The organism is Nostoc sp. NOS(2021) (genome assembly GCF_017115025.1).
In the GTDB taxonomy this organism is placed as follows: Bacteria; Cyanobacteriota; Cyanobacteriia; order Cyanobacteriales; family Nostocaceae; genus Nostoc.
The window spans coordinates 17855-37100 of the sequence record NZ_JABXKM010000234.1 but is presented as its reverse complement, the minus strand read 5'-3'; the positions used below and the strand labels follow the sequence as shown (position 1 = coordinate 37100).

Annotated in this window: 20 protein-coding genes and 1 pseudogene; 13 read left to right on the top strand and 8 right to left on the bottom strand. The window is 40.1% G+C overall.

From position 1 onward, the window contains the following. The coding region (locus tag HWQ41_RS24875; RefSeq protein ID WP_292768958.1) for a hypothetical protein at positions 1-211 on the bottom strand (211 nt) is incomplete at its 3' end. A gap of 723 nt (positions 212-934) precedes the next feature. On the opposite strand from HWQ41_RS24875, the gene HWQ41_RS24870 reads away from it, so the two are divergent. Next, positions 935-2164 carry a glycosyltransferase family 4 protein gene (locus HWQ41_RS24870; RefSeq protein WP_292768956.1) on the top strand — a complete coding sequence of 410 codons (1230 nt, stop codon included), beginning with the start codon at positions 935-937 and terminating at the stop codon, positions 2162-2164. A gap of 392 nt (positions 2165-2556) precedes the next feature. Here HWQ41_RS24870 and HWQ41_RS24865 read toward each other — a convergent pair whose 3' ends face one another. Beyond that, the gene (locus HWQ41_RS24865) at positions 2557-2838 is read right to left on the bottom strand and encodes a hypothetical protein (RefSeq protein ID WP_292768954.1); all 282 of its coding nucleotides are present in this window, start codon (positions 2836-2838) and stop codon (positions 2557-2559) included. After that, on the bottom strand, positions 2831-3064 hold the full coding sequence (locus HWQ41_RS24860; RefSeq protein ID WP_292768952.1) for a hypothetical protein: 234 nt from the start codon (positions 3062-3064) through the stop codon (positions 2831-2833). The genes HWQ41_RS24865 and HWQ41_RS24860 overlap by 8 nt, the downstream gene beginning before the upstream one ends. 375 nt (positions 3065-3439) lie before the next feature. Here HWQ41_RS24860 and HWQ41_RS24855 point away from each other — a divergent pair, with 375 nt between their 5' ends. The 5 genes from HWQ41_RS24855 (at position 3440) to HWQ41_RS24835 (ending at position 8688) form a co-directional block, all read left to right on the top strand. Beyond that, on the top strand, positions 3440-3619 hold the full coding sequence (locus tag HWQ41_RS24855; RefSeq protein ID WP_292768949.1) for a hypothetical protein: 180 nt from the start codon (positions 3440-3442) through the stop codon (positions 3617-3619). A 200-nt stretch (positions 3620-3819) separates the two neighbouring features. Beyond that, on the top strand, positions 3820-4884 hold the full coding sequence (locus HWQ41_RS24850) for a calcium-binding protein (RefSeq protein ID WP_292768946.1): 1065 nt from the start codon (positions 3820-3822) through the stop codon (positions 4882-4884). A 346-nt stretch (positions 4885-5230) separates the two neighbouring features. Next, positions 5231-6025, top strand: a complete 795-nt coding sequence (locus HWQ41_RS24845; protein WP_292768943.1) for a hypothetical protein — start codon at positions 5231-5233, stop codon at positions 6023-6025. 390 nt (positions 6026-6415) lie between these two features. Beyond that, a complete protein-coding gene (locus tag HWQ41_RS24840) occupies positions 6416-7636 on the top strand; it encodes an MFS transporter (protein WP_292768941.1) in 1221 nt (406 codons plus the stop codon). Positions 7637-7710: 74 nt separating this feature from the next. Further along, positions 7711-8688: a hypothetical protein gene (locus tag HWQ41_RS24835; protein ID WP_292768938.1), complete on the top strand. Its 978-nt coding sequence runs from the start codon at positions 7711-7713 to the stop codon at positions 8686-8688. Between the two features lie 94 nt (positions 8689-8782). Here HWQ41_RS24835 and HWQ41_RS24830 read toward each other — a convergent pair whose 3' ends face one another. Both HWQ41_RS24830 and HWQ41_RS24825 read right to left on the bottom strand, forming a co-directional pair. Continuing rightward, positions 8783-10327, bottom strand: a complete 1545-nt coding sequence (locus HWQ41_RS24830) for a hypothetical protein (protein ID WP_292768935.1) — start codon at positions 10325-10327, stop codon at positions 8783-8785. A 187-nt stretch (positions 10328-10514) separates the two neighbouring features. Continuing rightward, positions 10515-11960 (bottom strand): deoxyribodipyrimidine photo-lyase, 8-HDF type, encoded by a 1446-nt coding sequence (locus tag HWQ41_RS24825; RefSeq protein ID WP_292768932.1) that lies wholly within the window; start codon positions 11958-11960, stop codon positions 10515-10517. 242 nt (positions 11961-12202) lie between these two features. On the opposite strand from HWQ41_RS24825, the gene HWQ41_RS24820 reads away from it, so the two are divergent. Both HWQ41_RS24820 and HWQ41_RS24815 read left to right on the top strand, forming a co-directional pair. Beyond that, entirely contained in the window at positions 12203-12778 is a 576-nt protein-coding gene (locus tag HWQ41_RS24820) for an acireductone dioxygenase (RefSeq protein ID WP_292768929.1), read from the top strand. A gap of 49 nt (positions 12779-12827) precedes the next feature. Then, positions 12828-12944, top strand: coding sequence for a DUF4351 domain-containing protein (locus tag HWQ41_RS24815; protein WP_366931703.1), 117 nt, complete (start codon positions 12828-12830; stop codon positions 12942-12944). 5 nt (positions 12945-12949) lie between these two features. Here HWQ41_RS24815 and HWQ41_RS24810 read toward each other — a convergent pair whose 3' ends face one another. Further along, on the bottom strand, positions 12950-13747 hold the full coding sequence (locus HWQ41_RS24810) for a hypothetical protein (RefSeq protein ID WP_292768926.1): 798 nt from the start codon (positions 13745-13747) through the stop codon (positions 12950-12952). A 350-nt stretch (positions 13748-14097) separates the two neighbouring features. Between HWQ41_RS24810 and HWQ41_RS24805 the strand changes: the two genes are divergently transcribed. After that, the gene (locus HWQ41_RS24805) at positions 14098-14541 is read left to right on the top strand and encodes a molybdopterin-binding protein (protein WP_292768924.1); all 444 of its coding nucleotides are present in this window, start codon (positions 14098-14100) and stop codon (positions 14539-14541) included. 192 nt (positions 14542-14733) lie between these two features. Here HWQ41_RS24805 and HWQ41_RS24800 read toward each other — a convergent pair whose 3' ends face one another. Continuing rightward, a complete protein-coding gene (locus HWQ41_RS24800) occupies positions 14734-15048 on the bottom strand; it encodes a transposase (protein WP_292768961.1) in 315 nt (104 codons plus the stop codon). 157 nt (positions 15049-15205) lie between these two features. Here HWQ41_RS24800 and HWQ41_RS24795 point away from each other — a divergent pair. Then, positions 15206-15610 (top strand): annotated as a pseudogene (locus HWQ41_RS24795) (hypothetical protein); the annotation flags it as partial. Positions 15611-15751: 141 nt separating this feature from the next. Then, complete coding sequence (locus tag HWQ41_RS24790) at positions 15752-15913, top strand: hypothetical protein (protein WP_292768921.1); 162 nt, start codon at positions 15752-15754, stop codon at positions 15911-15913. A gap of 288 nt (positions 15914-16201) precedes the next feature. On the opposite strand, the gene HWQ41_RS24785 is transcribed toward HWQ41_RS24790, so the two are convergent. Beyond that, positions 16202-16414, bottom strand: a complete 213-nt coding sequence (locus tag HWQ41_RS24785) for a DUF2997 domain-containing protein (protein WP_292768919.1) — start codon at positions 16412-16414, stop codon at positions 16202-16204. Positions 16415-16561: 147 nt separating this feature from the next. Here HWQ41_RS24785 and HWQ41_RS24780 point away from each other — a divergent pair, with 147 nt between their 5' ends. Continuing rightward, positions 16562-17821 (top strand): STM4015 family protein, encoded by a 1260-nt coding sequence (locus HWQ41_RS24780; RefSeq protein ID WP_292768917.1) that lies wholly within the window; start codon positions 16562-16564, stop codon positions 17819-17821. A gap of 18 nt (positions 17822-17839) precedes the next feature. Continuing rightward, positions 17840-19228: a hypothetical protein gene (locus tag HWQ41_RS24775; protein ID WP_292768914.1), complete on the top strand. Its 1389-nt coding sequence runs from the start codon at positions 17840-17842 to the stop codon at positions 19226-19228. The last annotated feature ends 18 nt before the right edge of the window (positions 19229-19246 follow it).

Genomic DNA, 19246 nt, shown 5'->3' with positions numbered 1-19246 from the left:
GTTCCGAGTTCTGCTCTGGGCATTCCGAGTTCCAAGCTTGAAGTTCCGAGTTCTGCTCTGGGCGTTCCGAGTTCTGCTCTGGGCGTTCCGAGTTCTGCTCTGGGCATTCCGAGTTCCAAGCTTGAAGTTCCGAGTTCTGAGGGCGATCCCAAATATCTTTTTTAGGGCGTTGTCTTAGCCGCACAGCGATTCTCTTATAGGACTTACGCATAAGAGATCCCCCAACCCCCTTAAAAAGGGGGCTTTTTAGATCCCCCCTTTTTAAGCTACGGTGTACACACAAGTCCTAAAAACCTTGCTTGATAAGGCTTGACTCTTTCCCAGTCTAAGACTGGGAATGCATTCATTGAGTCTCTGACTCGAATGGCACTAAGTTAAGATACAGCCCTTACCCTAACTGGTTAAGAGCCTCTAGGCTGGGAACCCATCCTGGGGGGCTGCCGCCTCCACTTTCTTGACCAGAGGCAGAGCCTCTCGGAATACATTCCCAGTCTGAAGACTGGGAACGAGGTGACACAAGCCTTTGGGCTTTTCTTAGTACCATTCGTCTCTGACTCAATGTCTAACTGGAGGCAGCAGCCCCTAATCAGCCATTCCCATGCTCTGCATGGGAACGAGAAAACAATGGGAAATCAAGCTTTTTTCGACTTGTGTGTACACCGTAGCCTTTTTAAGGGGAGCCAGCGCGGTCTTGGGGTCGCTCCACTTGGGGAGCGACTGGCGTGGGTTAGGGGGGATCGAGGTTTCAGGTTTTGAGTGCGTAAGCCCTATCTTAGCCAAGAGCAATGTTTAATGATAAAACGCTCCTGTTGGCGAAGTGTCCTGCTCTTACAGCTATTTTCTAGGTAAATAGACCACGCGGTAGGGGCACAGCGATGACATACAGCCTCCAATGAGGTCATGGTGTATGTATCACATTTAATTCATCACTTGTATGAACATTTTAATGCTATCTTCCACCTTTCCTTACCCACCAACACGCGGAGGAACCCAAGTCAGGACATTTAATTTACTTAAGTACCTGAGTCAACGCCATACTGTTACCGTCGCTACTCAACGCGAGGGCGATGTTACAGACGCAGAAGTAGCAGGATTACGCGATTGTGTGGATCATCTAGCCATTTTTGAACGCCCGCCAGATTCTGGAACCACCGGAATATTGCAGAAAATACAGCGATTTGGTAGATTTTTGCAAGAGGGGACACCGCCAAGCGTACTCAACCGCTACTCAGTTGAGATGCAAACATGGGTTGATAACTGGCTGGAAGCGGGGAAATGTGATGTAATTACCTGCGAACATAGCGTCAATGAAATTTATGTGCGAGCGCATTTTCAGAAACAGCTAAAAACCATAGTTAATGTTCATAGTTCTATTTACGCTACTTGTCGTAACCAACTAGCAACGGGTATTTCGGAAAATTCACTCAGAGACAAAATTAATCTGCCACTTTTGCGTCGTTATGAGCAAAGCTACTGTGCTAAATTTTCGGCAATTGTCGCCACAACAGAAGAAGATAAAATTCAACTACAAGAGTTTAACCCCAATTGTGAAATTACAGTTATTCCCAATGGGGTAGATTTAGTTTCTTTCCCCAACCGCACCAGCGATCCAGGAGGACATCGCTTAATTTTCATTGGTGCAATGGATAATTTAGCAAACATTGATGCTGTCTGCTTTTTCAGCAACGAAGTTTTGCCAGAAATCCAAAAATTGTATCCCGATACAACTTTCGATATTGTCGGTTCTCATCCAGTGCCAGAAGTTTTAGCACTTGATCAAAAACCAGGAATTAATGTGATTGGGCGTGTGCCTTCGATGGTAGAATATTTACATCAAGCCACCATCTGCGTTGTACCTATGCGGACTGGGTTTGGCATTAAAAATAAAACTTTAGAGGCGATGGCAGCTGGTGTACCCATAGTGGCAAGCGATCGCGGCTTAGAAGGATTAGCTGTAGATGTTGCTAATCATACATTACAAGCATTACGAGCGAATAAACCGGCAGAGTACATTACCGCTATTAGTCAACTATTTGATCATCCACACCTGCGTTCAGAATTGTCTCACAACGGCAGACAATTGGTAGAAACAGAATTTACTTGGGATATCGCTGGTAAAAGCTATGAACAAGTTTGTCTTGGGAGGAGTAATACTAATTCGTAATTAGTAATACCCTAAGGGAAGCGCAAAGCGCTACGTAATTATCACACACTTGAAGAAGAATTCAGAAATCAGAAATCAGAATTAATTAGTGGAGAATTCAGCGTAAAGCCTTCTCCCCTTGAGAGAAGAGAAGGCTTTACGCTGCGCTATCCGCCAGTCGCACAGAATTCAATTCTGAGTTCTGGCTCCTGACTCCTGAATTGTTTCTTTATAAAAATGCTTAATCTAATAAAGATCCCACTTTATGCTTCTAGATAAATTCTAATTGTTCTTTCTTGTCGGTGTAGGAAAAATATTGTGTAGAAACGCTGCATTGCAACGTTTCTACATCGGTCGTGCAAATTATCTTATCTAAATGGTATTGGTTTTTAGTTAGCTCGTGAACAAGCACGTCAATTATTGTCAAACCTAGTCGAATACCCTAACACAAGTAATTTCTTATGCTTACGCTTATTCTTATTCTTGAGGATAATCAAATAATTCTCAACGTAGCGAAAAGCAGCTGCACAGTCGTAATCAGCAATGGCTATAGCTTGCAAAAAAACCTTTGGGGGAATTTCAAACCCTAAAAATTTTTCTGTTAAAATTAACAAATCTTGATCTGTGGCAGGAAAAATAGTTTCTTTTGCCCCTTCTGAATCATGAAATGTATCTTCAATTAATGCTTTATACACTTTGTACCTCCCCAAAAGCATAAGATGCAAAGCCTGTGATAAAGTTTAGCTGCTGATCACGAGTTTGTAAGTTAATTGGGAGTTCAGTACCAGGACATCCGATCTCCCGTAAAATCTCCAAACAATAAGTACTGAGTTGAGTGTATGGAGCTTGCTCCAATTCTTGAGCTACTTCTAGAGCCATCTCCAGATTGACTTGGATAACCGTCTTTACAGGGTTGGTCATAAACACGCCCTCATAAACTGGATGCTCTAAGTTTTGATCACAAGCACAAATAGCGTAACGGTGTTTTTGCGGAATTTATGAAGAGGGGAAATTAAAGTATCAGCGCATTTGCGGTAATATATGCCAAGTTACGTAAACTAGGCCCAAAGGTAGGCAATTTCGATCTAAGTGCGATCGTCTCGTCGTGCCTTTTCCCTACGGGACGCTGCGCGAACGGGGAAGCTACGCGCAGCGTGTCGTAGAGAAGACAAGCGATCGCTGGCCTTACTTAATAACCCAAGTTGCTAGTTACTATGCATAGGCGATCGTTAGAGATCACTTAAGTAATAAAATCCCCTCCAGTCAGAAAATTAGCAGGGGTATATACTAAACAAAATGATTACCATCTATGCTATCACTGACGATCTGTTGAAAGCGATGTCTGGCGACAAGGCGCTTTGCATCTACGCTCATGATGAAGATTGTTGCCGAGATATGAGCGATGCAGAGATGAAGATACGCCCTGAATTTGATAACCCGCAACTTGGGTTAATACGTATAAATTCTTGTAAATAATAATAAGTCTGACAAAATCATTGTCAATATATTCCCTATTTTTTACCCTCACAACTTGCTTGTTTATGTTAGGTGTAATATGAAGCCATTAGCTATCTTTATGCATACTTCATCAGAAATTTATAATTTTGATCATTGTAAAATGCGAGTATTACAACGATAAAATACATTTGATCTGTAAAACTATAAAGGTATATATTATGTCCATAATTGTTGGTGCTGCTAACAATGATTTTTTGTCAGGCACTATTGATCAGATTTTTGGTGGTGGAGGCAATGACAATATCTTTGCTGGTCTTGAAAATTACCTAATCGATGGTGGAGAGGGCAATGACAAGTTGACTGGTAATGGCGGCAATGACACATTTAAGGGCAGTCGAGGTAACGACAGCATTGAGGGCGATAGCCAAGGGAACCAATTATTTGGTAAAGCTGGCGATGACCTGATTGATGGTAGAGGTGGCGATGACCTGATTGATGGTGGACTGGGCAATGATACCTTGTTAGGTGGTGCTGGTAATGACACCTTCAAGGGCAGTCAGGGTAACGACAGCATCAATGGCGGAGATGGTATTGATACAGTAGACTACAGCAAACTAGGTCAAACCATCACCCTCTTAGGCGTAGGGACAATTAATAAAGGCAAATTAGGCAAAGACCAAGTCTTCAAAGTAGAAACAGTTATTGCTGATGCCACTGTTGCCAACAACACCATAGATGCGTCCCAATCTTTGCCTGGGGTATCTGCTACTGCTGACCTGGAAGCTCAAACTATCTCTGCCAAGAACGTTCCTGGTTTGGGGACATTGAAATTTAATGTAGTTAACTTTGACAATGTTATCGGTACAGATACAAATGACAGCATTAAGGGCGATGGCCAAAAGAACCAATTATTTGGTAAAGCTGGCAATGACCTGATTGATGGTAGAGGTGGCGATGACCTGATTGATGGTGGACTGGGCAATGATACCTTGTTAGGTGGTGCTGGTAATGACACCATCACTGGTGGACAAGGTAACGATATTCTCACAGGTGGCTCTGGTGCAGATAAGTTTATTTTCAACAGTGTTAAGGAGGGTCTTGACACCATCAAAGATTACAACTTTGGTCAGAGCGATGTAATCCAAGTTTCTAAAGTAGGGTTTGGTACTACTAAAATTAGCGACTTTTCCTACAACGCCTCTAGCGGTAACTTGTCTTTCTTAGGAAATCAATTTGCCTTCCTTGAAAATCACCCATCCAATTTGAATATTCAGTTGGTCTAAAATTACTACGAGTCACAACTCCATGACAAGTTCAAGCTTTTTGCAGTTGGTTATGAAAGCACTGGCTAGTAGTTTACCAATAACAAATTGAGAATGTTACAGACACGAATAACTGTGTTTGTAACACAGGCTAAAGTTGTGTTGCAAAAATGATCTAATTCTGGTAAAGTCATAAACTTTGTCAACTCTCATCAGCTAGCCATCAAAAAGTTTTTGCAAGACAACCATTGAACACGGCAGTTGCTTCAAATCTCTCGACTAGAGCAATGCATTGCATTGCCTCATCCTGGGTGTTGAATTATTGCATTTTGATGATATTATTCTAAGAAATTAAGGAGTAAGCCTTGTGGCATTGACAACAAATCAATTATTTAAGTTATCTGTGAAATATTTACCAGCAATTACAGCTATAATAACGGTTCTCCCATTACCAGTTAAAGCAGCTACATTTTTAGTAACTGAACGCGCTATTTTAGGAGGCAATGACCAAGTTGATTGGGGAAGTTTAGGTAAAGTATTCAATCCTTCTGCTCCTGACTTTTCTGCTTTTTTACCTAACTCTTTTTTAGCAACATCGCAAGGTGGTTTAGGGTTGGATATAAATATAGCTCCAACTAATAATCCTCAGATTACTCCACCATTTGTCTTTCAAACTTCACCTCCACCTGGCATTCGGACTAACTTCGCCCAAGGAGATTTTGTTCTCTTCGGAGGTATAGACCCAACAGGTTTTATCCCTCTTCCTCCTGGTACTCCTGATCCTGGTACGAAAGGGAACGGAGGGCCTTTTACTATTAGTTTTGCCCAGCCTGTTTTTGGTGCTGGTACTCAGATAGCTGTAGACATTAGTAATTTAAAAGTTTCAACTTTTATCAACGCTTTTGATAACGCCAATAACCTGTTGGGTAGTTTCTCAGTTCTAAGCACTTCGTCGCTAGCATTAGATAATTCGGCAGTGTTCTTGGGGATTCGTAGTGACACTCCAAACATCTCGCGACTCGTTTTTAGCAGTTCTGATCCACAATACGGCTTGGCCATTAATCAGGTAAGCATTATTGCAGCTCCCGAACCAACTTATACCTTGGCTATATTAGCTTTTGGTGTTTCAGGTGCTGTTTTGAAACTACGCCAACGCACTTGATACTCCCACAATATCACAATAGCTTTCATTTTATAAGTTAGAGGTTTCGGACATACTCCAACTTATGTAAGTACATAACTTCCATATAATTGTTGTCTTTCGCCAAATTCAACTCAATGCCATACAAAGAATTAGAAAACATCATAGACACTAAGATAAAAAAAGCCATACGGAAGCACGAAATCGTAGTTGCTTTCATTAGTAGTATTATTGGCTTTATTTTTATAATGGGTTTGTTCCACGCTATTTTGCTCAACCACACTCAAATTAATGCATTTTGCTTGAAGTGATTACTGGTTGCATTCAATGGGTTTTTATGATCAAACGTTGCCTGATGTCCATAAAACTAATCCAAGTTACACATATTTTTTATAAAATGGAATTGCACCTATGGAGAGTAAAAATAATGGCAGGGCTATATTCGTCTTATTTTTGACTATATTTATAGACTTGCTCGGCTTCGGAATTATCCTGCCGATACTGCCTTTGTATGCTGAACAATTCGGCGCAAAACCTAATGAAGCAACTCTACTTGTAGCTATTTATTCTTTAATGCAATTCTTATTTGCACCATTATGGGGCAGATTTAGCGATCGCTACGGTCGCCGTCCGATTTTATTACTTACTTTATTCGGTTCTGTAATTGCATACATAGGGTTAGGTTTTGCCAACTCATTATGGATTTTGTTTATTGCTCGTAGTCTTGCCGGGATTATGGCAGGGAATATTGCCACTGCTCAGGCTTACATAGCAGATATTACCACGCCAGCGAACCGAGCTCGTGGTATGGGCGTAATCGGAGCGGCTTTTGGTCTTGGCTTCATTCTCGGCCCAGCCATTGGAGGTCTTCTGATCGGGACTGATCAGGACAAGGCTAACTTTCATCTACCGTCGTTGTTCGCAGCCGGATTATCTTTATTGGCATTGCTTTGTGCTTTGATGTTACTTCCAGAATCTCTCAATTCTGAGACTAAAGCCAAAATCCAAGCTCATCGCTACCGTCAGCAACGGCTGAACTTGCTACATCTGTCACAGCGTCCCCAGTTTTGTGTGCTTCTTGGCATCTACTTTTTAGTAACTTTTGCTGTTGCGGCTATGGACTCTACATTGGCTTTATGGTCTAAACAGCAATTAAATTGGGGCCCTCAACAAACTAGTTATCTTTTTGCCTTCATGGGGATTGTCAGCACAATCATTCAAGGAGGACTGATCGGATTCCTCAAGAAACACTTGGGTGAAATCAAGTTACTTACCTTGGGGATATTAGGGTTAGGTTCAGGATTACTGTTAATTGGATTCTCACAAAGCTTAACTTTATTATTGGTCGCCACCACGCTTATGGCATGGGGAATTAGTGTCAGCCAACCAATATTGAACAGCCTGATTTCCCAGATGACAGCCTCAGAAGAACAAGGACAAATATTAGGAATTGCCAGTTCTTGCTCTGCGTTAGCACGCATCGGCGGGCCAACGTGGGCAGGGGTTAGTTTTATGAAATTTGGGAGTTCTGCTCCTTTTTTTAGTGGATTTTTAGTAATGCTGGTAGCTTTGACTCTTAGTTTGCGAGTAACTAAAAGCGCAGCTGAACCAAACACAGAACGTGTCGCCTGAAAATCCTGGTAAGGAAGCCTTATCTCAGACTTCTCTCAAAATCCAAAATCTAAAATCTAAAATCCAAAATTGGTATGACAGGTCGCCGAGTATTGTTTTTAGGCATCTTTGTAAGCATCCTCCTCACCTACGCAATTTGGCTAGGTGGGAGCATTCCTGCAAGCATCACCAAACTTCCTGACCAAGGATTAAACTGGTACTACTGGAAGCTTCCCAACCCCACCTTTTGGAGTCGAGCGACGGCTTGGGGTATGTACCTTGGGCATCAGTTTAGCATCTGGGCGTGTATCTGGTGGGCGCAGCGATCGCAGTTGAAATACAAATCAGCGTTGCACCCGATTAATTACCTCATGCTTGCCATTAATGGTGCATTCATCGCTTTACACTTTCTCCAGACCTATATTTGGTACGATGCTCTAGCTCAAGATACTTCAATTTTGGCTTCTCAAGGTGCGGTTGTCCTCCTACTGGTCTTCGTACTGATTTTGGAAACGCCTCGACGCGGTTTGTTTTTTGGTAATTCTGTTCCATTCCATCAACAGTTTTTGCAAATTATCAAGCTCTACCACGGCTATTTTTTCTCCTTCGCCGCTATCTACACCTTCTGGTATCATCCAATGGAAGCGACTTTGGGGCACTTAATTGGTTTTCTCTATATGTTCTTGCTTCTGCTCCAATCGTCGTTGATCTTTAACCGCAGCCATGTAAACCGTTGGTGGACATTCACTTTGGAAATTACGGTGCTTTTACATAGTGTCGTTATATCATTGATGCTAGGACAGAGCAAGTGGCCAACATTCCTCTTTGGTTTTCTTGGCATTCTGGTGCTTACTCAACTCCACGGTTTACCTGTGGGTATCTCGACTAAACGTACTATCTACGGAGCCTTTTTAGTGAGTGTACTGGCCGTTTATGCACTGACTGAACGCGGCTTGGGCAGAATTTACGAAGTAACCTATATTCCTCTGATTGAGTTTGGGCTGGTTGGTGCAATTTACTTAATCTTCCTGCTCATCTTATGGACAATTTCTCGTTTACCTGTCAAGGCGTAATATTATGTTAGCGTTGTAACTCGTTGAACTCCAGCAAGCTGAATTGTGAAATGAGGATAAAATATTAACTCATCTGGGTTATTTTAGATAAATTTTAAAGAATTGAAATATTATTTAAGTGACCATAATTATGTCCTTTATTATCACGTTGTATAGGAGAAGAAGCATTATGCTTTGAAAGAATTGATTCTGCCCAATTATTAAGACTTCTATCGTGAATCCAATGTTCAAATTCATGTAGAGAATACACAATGGGCGGTATATTCAATCCCATACGAGAGCAATAGTCAGTTTGCTTTACCATCTCTTCAAATACTGTAGATGCAGCAATACTGTCATAAAAAGTCAAAATAAGAGGGATCACTGGCTTATCGTGAAGATTTAAAGCTTTTACTGTGTTGCCAATTTGCTCAAATGCAGAATGAATTCGACACCAAACATCAGCAAGTTTATCAACATGAAAATAGGCGCTTGTATCGGCAGACATAATACTACTTTTGCATTCTAATACAATATATGAACTTAAAGTGTCAATGAGAAAATCAGCACGCTTATCTTTGCTAGAGGTAGAATTTTTGACTTCGGGAATTCTATGAAAAGAATTAGGAATAATAAAAGGAAGAAGTGTATTTTCAAGATAATCCTCGAATGAGCGACTTAATAATCCTTCTAACCTTTTCCTAGTACTATCCTCAAAAACAAGACCTCTAATCTGATTCCAACAAGATTCAGAAAAAGAGAAAGGATCTGGCAAACATAATCTTTCACTATTCAATTTAATAAAAGGAACTTCTAGAAAATAATTGTAAAATAGAGGTTGATAATAATCAGGAACACTATTAAGTGTTTGATTGATTCTATTACGAAAGGAATTATCAGCTTCCGAGGAAAAAAACTCACTATTTTGCATAACAAATATTTTTATATTCTCTGGGTTAATACCTTGTTTTTGAACTTCATCATCTATATCGAGAAATTGAGAAAAATCCCAAAATCCTTTTCTATTATAAAAATTGCCAAACACCATTAAGCAACCTATAATTTGTTTAAAGTAATTTATTGGACTTAGTTTTGTGCGTTCTAAAAAATCATCTAAGAATTTTTTATCGGAATGTTTATCCAGTAGCTCAATAAATTTTATCGTTCGATGTATGCGAGCAACTGGGTATCCAAAACCTGCATTTTGAAAAGCTACTAGCCTTTGTAAGAATAAACCAGCTACATGAGTGCGAATTACTTCTAAATCAAAAATATTACTCAATTTTAACGACCAATTACGTGCTATTTTCTCATGATCAATTTCCCATTTTTGGATAGAACTTAATAGGGCTTCTGCTTCTTTATCAAGAATACGTTTGTCTGAAATGGTATGATGTTCCCAACTATGGTAAGCATTAATTAAGCTGTCAAACGTCTCAACACTAATATCCCCATGCCGATGAGGATTACCTGCACTAGCTAGTAACATGAGTCGGACAGCATAATTGCGTTCAGTATTACTATGCAACCAATCTAAAGGATCTGAGTATTTTTTCGGTTCCCACTTTTGCCAGCATTTCTTAGCTCCAATCTCTAGAATGGATGTTGAGTTGTAGCGGCGAATAAACTCACGTAGCTCAGAAAAACTTTTGAAATCCATTTGTAGTGAAAGAGCAGCAAGCTAAGATGGGACGTAGCAAGATTAATATTATGATACCATATCAGCCTTAACTAAACATTAGACATTTCCATAAATTAATTATGCGTTGCCTAAAATTCTTGTTAAGCACAATTCATGAATTGTGCTTACTTCATTTTCGGTAATATCTATTAAAAAACTAACAATTTTACTCACCACTACTAATGTTTTTTTGCTGTTGATAACGCTGTTTAAACTGCTGTTGTTGTACTTTATGATCCACAATTGGTTCAGGATAGCCAACAGCATGACGTTCTAAAGATGGAATTTTACCAGTAACTAAATATTCTGTATCTACAGACCGCAATTCTGACACCCATTGCCGAATATATTCCCCCTCTGAATCGAATTTTTGTGTTTGACTGGCTGGGTTGAAAATCCGCACAGGTTTGGGGTCCATCCCACTAGAAGCACTCCATTGCCAACCGCCATTATTGGCAGATAAATCCCCATCAATCAGCTTCTGCATAAAGTATTTTTCTCCCAATTGGGGATTAATTAGCAAGTCTTTAGTAAGGAAACTGGCGACAATCATCCGACAGCGGTTGTGCATCCAGCCGCTTTCGTTTAACTGACGCATTGCTGCATCCACAATGGGGTAGCCTGTTCTCCCCTCACACCAAGCTTGGAAATATTCTTCGTTAGTTTCCCAAGGAAAGTTTTTGAAGGTGTCGCGGAAAGCACCATCAGCTAATTCCGGGAAGTTATACATTGCATGTTGATAAAACTCCCGCCAAGCTAATTCCTGTTGCCATGTGCGAATATTAACTGCTGTTTCCTCACTGCGGCTGTTTTCTAGTGCTTCTATGGTGGCTTGCCAAACGGTGCGAATGCCAATTACGCCAAATTTCAAAGCTGCACTTAATTGCGATGTTCCATCAACTGCGGGAAAATTTCGCTGTTCTTGGTATTCAGTAATCGCTTTATTAGTAAATTCTTCTAATCGTTCTTGCGCCGCCGCCTCTCCCGGTGAAATAATCAATTCTTCATCCCAAATAAACCCTAAATCTTTTGCTGAAGGTAATGTCAATGAGCCTGCAAGTTTTGCAATTTCTTGTTCAGCTTCCGTTAATCCCTCAACATTTTGCAGTGTTTCTACTGGTTGAGCTTTCGGTTTGGTAATCCAATTTTTCCAGAAGGGGGTGTAAACGGTGTAAGGACTGTTACCACCCGTGCGGATATCCTCTGGGGAGTTAAGGATTTGATCCCAGTTTTGGTTAAGAAACTCAATGCCTTTTTCTTTGAGGGCATTTATAATGGTGCGATCGCGTTCTTGTGAATAAGGTTCTATATCCCAATTCCAAAAAACAGCTTTGGCATTTATTGCCTCGGCTAAAGCTGGTATCGCTTGTACAGGATTGGCGTGGAGTATTAATAACTGGCTGCCAATTTGAGCATATCGCTCTTGGAGTTTCTGCAAACAGCCAATCATATAAGTTACTCTCACAGGAGCAACATCATCCCGTTCGAGAATATGCGGATCAAGGCAAAACACGCCCACCACTTTCGGACTCTGCCGTTTTGCCGCAGCCAGTCCCGTATTGTCAGAAATGCGTAAATCGCGCCGATGCCAAAACAGAATTAAGTCAGACATTCCATGCTGGATATAGTTCACCCGTACTAGCTTAGATGCTAGTGGTACTAATGAGCATCATTCTGGGGATAAATTTATTTTGTTAATGGGCGCATTGGGCATTGGGAATTGGACATTGGGCATTGGGAAGTGAATTAACAGGAGTCACTAGAAAATTAAACTCCGGTTTGTCAATCGGGAATAGTGGCTTTTTAGAGCAAAATTTAGTATACTCTTCTTAACAGTTAATTAGTCTTTTTGTCATGGCTAACCTACTACTTGACGACGGCACAATTGAGAGTGATTTAGGCGAAATAGCTCGTGAACTTGCCCCTCTTGGCATTAAACTCAGACACTACGACCCCGGAACATCGCTTCTGTTCCCCAATCTGCTAGACCAGGATGTTTTAACTGAGTCTGAGAAACTTTATTGTGTAGAACTCCATAACAGCGTCTTTGAATTTATTCAGCAAGAAAATGGCGCTATCTGGTGTGACTTGCTAAATGTGCATCCAGGTTCTTTCAATCTTCACCACCTGATAGCAACCTACGGCCGTTACCATACTCATCCTGCCGCTGAACCCCTCTACGTGTTGGCAGGAGAAATGATCTATGGCTTCGTGCGACCTGATGGCAGCCAGGTACAGCTTTTAGTTCAGGCACAAGATTATCTCTACATCCCCCTTGGCGTTGAGCATTGGTGCAGCCCAACTGCATCGTTGAATTTTAAAGGGGTACGTTATTTTGCGATGCCTGCGGCGGGCTGCGCCAACGCCGAAGGGTGGGTTCCCAATTATACAGGTACTCAAGTGAGTGATTCGCTTAATAAGCCGCGTTAAAGCTTAATTTTATAATCGCAAACTGTGATATTTATTACTTAATGCTTTAATTCTAAACTCAAAAGTATTATCTCTGACTCAATTAGAGGATTTAAGTGAGGCGCTATTAGATTTCTCGACAGCAGCGGATTTGATCGGCTGGTTCAATAGTGTTAAAGAAAGCTGACTATTTCATTCAACTTCCTCACAGCGAATTAACAGCGTTTCCATCTCCTTGGCTAGAGAAATCAACTCTGTCCAAGAGGAGCCAGTAACTAAATTTTGGGCGTGAGCTAATCGGTTTCGCAACTGTTCAGCAGATTTGAGGAAGCGTTCGCCAAACCGCTTGGACTTTAGTCCTAGTTGCTGGAGAAGTTCTGGTTGATTTAAAATCAACTCTCGCTTATCACAGAATTGCAGATAATCTAACAAATCGGTAGCTTCGTTTCTTTCTTGGCTCTCTCGCCATAGCCGTTGAGCAACTTCTAAGCGCTCAGGTTTAAGGATTTTTTGCCAAGAATCTTGGGGATAGTAAATCCGCACCAGCCGCAGCAAATTCATTTCTAGCAGCGTTACCAGTCCAAACAGTAGCATTCGCACAGGTGCTTTCTGCAAGTCGCCACAGGTAACAATACCACTTACTTGATTGCAATCCAAGACAAACAATCGCGGAGTTTGTTGCAAAATGGGTAGCAACTTCATCAGTGGGGTGGAAATGGCTATTAGTTCTTTGGGATGAAACACCCGTTCATAGTCGCTACACTTGCCTTCTTTGCCTGGAATCAAACTAGAGCGTTCTACATAACCGCTAATAATATCTCCCGTCTCAACGCCGATAACATCAAAATTTTGTGCCTGCATCCAATGCAGCACTTCTGTCACCTCCACATCAGCTGGCATAGCTTTGAGGGGTTCTGCCACGTATTCAATGGTGATATTGTTCTCAAATAAACTCCGCAGGTCTTGAGAACGCGATTTTAGGTGTTTCATCCCCCTGCTGTGAACTCACGTTAAATAATCCTACGGCACTCACGCGATCGCCAGCGGAATTTTTTGCCAGATTACCCCTGCAATCGCTATCCCAACAAATACCATAGCCCAATGTTATACCATCTTAGTTGGTAATGTTTTAGTGATGATTTAGACAATTTCAAGTAACAAAATATTTTGCATCTAGAAAAAAATAAATATATTATGTAGTTAACTATATGAGATTAAGTTGATTAATTTGCGAGAAAAATGCCGAAAACCTTGACAAAAAAAATGTTATTACTAAAACGACATATCGAATTGATACTTGGTAGAATTTTACCAAGATAACCAAAATTGATAATATTATTATGCCAAGAAAAGAACAAGGATGGGTTACATTTCAAACCTCAGAGGACGAGCGGAAGATTCTGGAGGAGTTCTGCGAACAGTCTCAACGCACCAAGACTGAGATTCTCCGGGAACTCGTGCGTAGTCTCACTCAGCACACTTGGGCATCAGGATCATCACCAACTCAGCAGGAAAAGCAGGAAGATATTTACACTCAAAAGCCTGAGATAGAAAGTAGTATTCAAAAGAAATCACTAAAAGTTAGCTCTCGGAATATTCTTAAAGGTGTCGTCAAACGAGTCGTTTATGGAGCAGTTAATAGTGAGGTAACTCTGGAGATTATTCATAAAGTAGAATTAACCTCGATTATCACCAGAGCTTCCGCAGAAGAGTTGGAACTATCTGAGGGTAAAGAAGCTTATGCAGTCATTAAGTCTAACGATATTGTCATTGCTAAAGAATAGAAATACGTTGATTTTTGGCGTTAGATATTAAGAGGATGAATTATCATCACTAACATTTTTGATTTTGGAGAACTGCAAGATAAATTGAGTATTTATAGTTGATACGATGTCTACGACGGTCACTGAGCTTTGTCGTACCACTTCGTGGAAGCAAGCTACGCGCAGCGTCTCGTAGAGAAGTGCGGGCTACGCCTACGCAGATCCAAAGGGAGTTTGAGAGTCTATAATTCCTGCGGATGGTTCTACATCTGGTCCTTCGAGTTGCCTGAGTTGCTCAGGCGTAGCCCGTCGTAGACATCGCAGAACTGAATGAATTTTTTGCCATATACCTTTGCGCTGCCAACGTTGAAAATATGAGTATACAGTAAGACAAGCAGGTAAATCGTGAGGCATCATTCGCCATGAGCAGCCAGCGCCCAAGATGTAAAAAATCGCATTTACCACTTCCCGCATCTCGATTTCACGCTTTTTTCCACGTTTGCGCTTACGATAACCGGAATCATTGATTTAATCAAATCCCATTCGGGATCGGAAATGTCTGTGGGATAAGGTTTTCGACTCATGGCATCCGATTCAAATACGACGACTGTCTTTTTTAAAATACCTGTCCTGCGAAATGACTGCGATCCTCTTTATTTTTTATTTATAAACACCCTCTTAGACAATTGATTACATAATTGTCAGTCACACAGAGCTAGACCATAGCGGCTTAGTGGAAGATGTCCTCCAGTTAGCACCTAGAGCTACAGTCTTAGCCTCAAAAGTCGCGCTCCAATTTCTGGAAGGGTTCGTATGCGATCGCAATTCTTGGCGGGTTGTGAAAACTGGCGATGCCTTCGGCGAGCGCAGCTATCGCATAGATATTGGCAAGGGACACGAAATTGAATTTGTGAGTGCGCCTAACTTACACTGGCCTGATACAATTTTCAGCTACGATGCCTGCGGCGGGCGTAGCCATCGCAAAACCCAAATCCTCTACACCTGTGATGCTTTTGGAATGCACTTTTGTGATGATCGCACCTTCGACGAAGATTTAGAGGCGATCAAAGCTGAATTTAGATTTTACTATATATTCTGCTATCCCAAAATCAATTGCATTTGCCCATGCTTCTGAACGTCGAATTCCATTGGCTGTGTATGATAAAAATCGTGCAGCACTAAAAGTCATAAAGAAGATTGTTAAAGATTTAGAAAAACTAAAAGTGTAACAGTGACTAAAAAAGACATAGTATATAGTGCAAAGCTTAAACATGCTAACCCTCTCGATTTAATATTTAGCGATGGTGATTCTGAACTAACTACACCTGAAAATCAAGCTGCTAGTATCAAACCAGAGCGAATTAGGTTAGACCCAACCGCGACGCTATTTTGATCATGCCTACGGCGGGCTACGCCTACGCGTCATCTTGATACGCATCATTTATTCTTAACCCATAATTTCAGTACAAGAGTTAACTTAATACCTCGGCTCTTTCCAAATTTTAAGCATAATTTCTAATTGACAAAAGTAAGATTATCTTAATCTCTCACCGATGTGTTGGCAGTGGCTGCGATCAAAGTAACGCCAAAAATCCTATTGCTATCACCAAAAGGCTTTCCATAGAAAACATCCCCCTTCCTTGGATGTCTAACAGGTTATCTGCGATCGTCTACGTCCCTCCTATTTTTGCTTGAGGGATTGTTGTTCTGTTCCTGTCACATTGTTATCTCCCTCATAATATTCAGGAAGCAGTTCTTGAGTTTCTACCTCTCCCAAAGCGTTTTCTATTCCAGATGTTGTGCTTGTACAAGCTGCACCAGATGCACCAATTAGTGTTTCAGTAATTTTACCATCTTTGCCAATCCAGTACTCAATTTTCTGATACTCCGCCATAAGTATAAATTTTTGATTTGTTCAGGGTTTAGAAATGCCATAATCATCTCTATGTTGTACTAAATTTCCGTCAACGGCAATTATTATGCATTGATGTATGCGTGGAATTTTTGGGAATTCTAATAAAGAATCAAAAGGTAAAGCACCATGACAGACAACCAAAATCAACCCAGAGATTATGATGCAGTGTTGGGAGGACAATCTCCGCCTCCTGTGGATGGAGTTGTTTTAGGAGGAATTGAGGGAGTTAAACGTTGTTTATCAAATCCTGTGATTACAGTACGAATTGCTGCACTTAGCGAAGCTTTGAAATATGGTGATGCAGGGTTGGATGTATTAATTCAAGCATTGCAAGATAAATCAAGATTGGTGCAGCGTTTTGCTTATCGACTATTGCGCCAAAAAATAGAACCGCAAGTCAAACAAGCTTTGCAAACATATAAACCTTGGAACTTGGAAGAAAGATTGAACGAGTATCAAGGTTATCACCTTACTCAATTTGCTAATCGGCAAGTTGTAGAGTTCGATGCAAATATAGGTATTACTGACCCTATTAACAAAGCTTACGCCTTGAGATACTGGCCTTATGAAAATGAGGATAATTTGCCGAGTAAACTTAGTAGACTTTTGCAACAACCCAACGCCCATAAATTGGAAGCTTTAGTGTTTGGTTTGTGGGAGGAAGAAGCATACGAAAGTAATTCAAGCGGCATTATCAAAGCTTTAGTTGATGCAAAACAATATTTAACTAATCTCAAAGCTATTTTCATTGGCGACATTATTGGCGATGAATGCGAAATTTCTTGGATTCAACAAAGTGATATAAGTCGCATTTTGCAAGCTTATACCAAACTAGAAATTTTGCAAGTTCGTGGAGGGGATGGTTTACAATTTAGTCCGCCGATACGACATAATTACCTCAAAGCGTTGATTGTTGAAACTGGGGGGTTAAGTCGGGATACTGTTGCACAAATTTGTCAGATGAATCTGCCAGCATTAGAACATTTAGAATTATGGTTTGGTAGTGAAAATTACGGCGGAGATTGTTGGGTTGAAGATTTAAATCAAATTCTGTTTGAAGAAAAATTTCCCAAGTTAAATTATTTAGGATTACGCAATAGCCAATTTACCGATGAAATAGTCAGCATTATTGTAGGTTCTTCGATTATTCATTACATCAGCGTACTTGATCTTTCAATGGGAACGCTAAGTGATGCTGGTGCGGAAGAATTGCTGAATTGTTCCGCGATAAATAATCTTGATATTCTCAATATTTCAGAAAGCTTTTTATCTCAGGAAATGATTGAAAAGTTCTCTGGGTTGGATGTGCGTGTTTTGGCAAATAATCAAAAAGAAGAATATAATGATAGCTATATTAATAGTCGCTATTGTTCTGTTTCAGAGTAATTTATAGGTAGGTCTATAATGTCTAATTTTAAATATGAAAAATTTCGAGGAGAAGCTCTCTTAGAAAAGCTTGAAACTTTATTACATCTGCCTCATAGCGAGCGAGCAAAAGAATGTGGTTATTATAGTACTGTAATCACGAGTAATGGGCGATCAAAAATAGAACTGAATATATCAGAATTTTATGATGCTATTTTAGCAGCCAGAAAAGAGCAATTCCTTCGGACAGTTTCGCTAACGCAATCTAACAATCCTCAGCAATATCAACCCCAAGAATTTGATGCTATTTTAGGCGGTAATACTCCATATCCTATGACAAGTGCAGTATTAGGAGGAATTAAAGGAGTTAGAAATCGTCTAAAAAGTACAATTACTGAGATACGAGTTACAGCAATTTCTGAAGCATTGAATTACGGAACACCAGGTTTAGATTTAGTAATTGCAGCTTTGCAGGACTCGTCTGCCCAAGTACGAATTTATGCCTATGAATTATTGCATAATAGGTCAGACTTTAAGACGAAACAAGCATTATTAAACTTTGACAAAATGCAGTTATTTACTAGACTACGAGATTGGCAAAATGATAATTTTAACCCTAAATTAGGCATAATTAATTCATCAAAAAATGTCTATGTTTTCAAAAGTCTTGAACAAGTTGAATCACTACTGCAATTTCCACAAGTTAGTCAGATCCAAGTATTAATCTCTCAAGTTACATCTGAACAATTGAGTTATAGTAATAAATTTGGTTATATTGTTGATATTTTGTTTGATATTCACGAATATTTAAGCGGGTTAAAAGCTGTATGGATTGATACTAATATTTCACCAACCCCTCTTGGTGATATTAGCGCTATTTTGAAAACTTACCCTCATCTAGAATTCCTGCACATTCGTAATGGTTGTCATCTAGAATTTAGCCCAATCAGGCATAAAAATCTTAAGACTTTGATTGTTGATGCAACAGATTTAAATAAAGTAACATTTCAGCAGATTTATAAACTAGAATTACCAGCTTTAGAATATCTTGATTTAGGTTTTAGTAATAGTGGTAACAATACTCTACCAAATGCAACTGAAGTAGCACCTATGTTTTCAGGTAACTTATTTCCTAATTTAAAATATTTAGGACTAAGAGGAGGTAAAAATTATAATAAAATTGCTGCCGCACTTACAAACTCAGTGTTAATACATCGCTTAATTGGACTTGATATTTCAGACGGGAATTTGGGCGATAAAGGTGCAGAACTCTTATTAAATTGCCCGGCTATAAATAGCTTAGCAATTCTGAATGTGAGTAAGAACCGTTTAACTAAAGATATGGTTCAAAAGTTATCTAAACTTAAGTGTCAGGTAAACGCTAAATCACAAAAGTACTACGATCGTTATTCTCCAGCTTGGGAATAGACTAAAGTCTCAATTATA

Coding starts and splice junctions, on each gene's coding strand:
- HWQ41_RS24825 (WP_292768932.1), bottom strand. CDS start 11,960: ATGTCTGACTTAATTCTGTTTTGGCATCGGCGCGATTTACGCATTTCT.
- HWQ41_RS24850 (WP_292768946.1), top strand. CDS start 3,820: ATGTCCATAATTGTTGGTGCTGCTAACAATGATTTTTTGTCAGGCACT.
- HWQ41_RS24785 (WP_292768919.1), bottom strand. CDS start 16,414: ATGGCGGAGTATCAGAAAATTGAGTACTGGATTGGCAAAGATGGTAAA.
- HWQ41_RS24775 (WP_292768914.1), top strand. CDS start 17,840: ATGTCTAATTTTAAATATGAAAAATTTCGAGGAGAAGCTCTCTTAGAA.
- HWQ41_RS24820 (WP_292768929.1), top strand. CDS start 12,203: ATGGCTAACCTACTACTTGACGACGGCACAATTGAGAGTGATTTAGGC.
- HWQ41_RS24805 (WP_292768924.1), top strand. CDS start 14,098: ATGCCAAGAAAAGAACAAGGATGGGTTACATTTCAAACCTCAGAGGAC.
- HWQ41_RS24855 (WP_292768949.1), top strand. CDS start 3,440: ATGATTACCATCTATGCTATCACTGACGATCTGTTGAAAGCGATGTCT.
- HWQ41_RS24835 (WP_292768938.1), top strand. CDS start 7,711: ATGACAGGTCGCCGAGTATTGTTTTTAGGCATCTTTGTAAGCATCCTC.
- HWQ41_RS24870 (WP_292768956.1), top strand. CDS start 935: ATGAACATTTTAATGCTATCTTCCACCTTTCCTTACCCACCAACACGC.
- HWQ41_RS24810 (WP_292768926.1), bottom strand. CDS start 13,747: ATGAAACACCTAAAATCGCGTTCTCAAGACCTGCGGAGTTTATTTGAG.
- HWQ41_RS24860 (WP_292768952.1), bottom strand. CDS start 3,064: ATGACCAACCCTGTAAAGACGGTTATCCAAGTCAATCTGGAGATGGCT.
- HWQ41_RS24840 (WP_292768941.1), top strand. CDS start 6,416: ATGGAGAGTAAAAATAATGGCAGGGCTATATTCGTCTTATTTTTGACT.
- HWQ41_RS24780 (WP_292768917.1), top strand. CDS start 16,562: ATGACAGACAACCAAAATCAACCCAGAGATTATGATGCAGTGTTGGGA.
- HWQ41_RS24830 (WP_292768935.1), bottom strand. CDS start 10,327: ATGGATTTCAAAAGTTTTTCTGAGCTACGTGAGTTTATTCGCCGCTAC.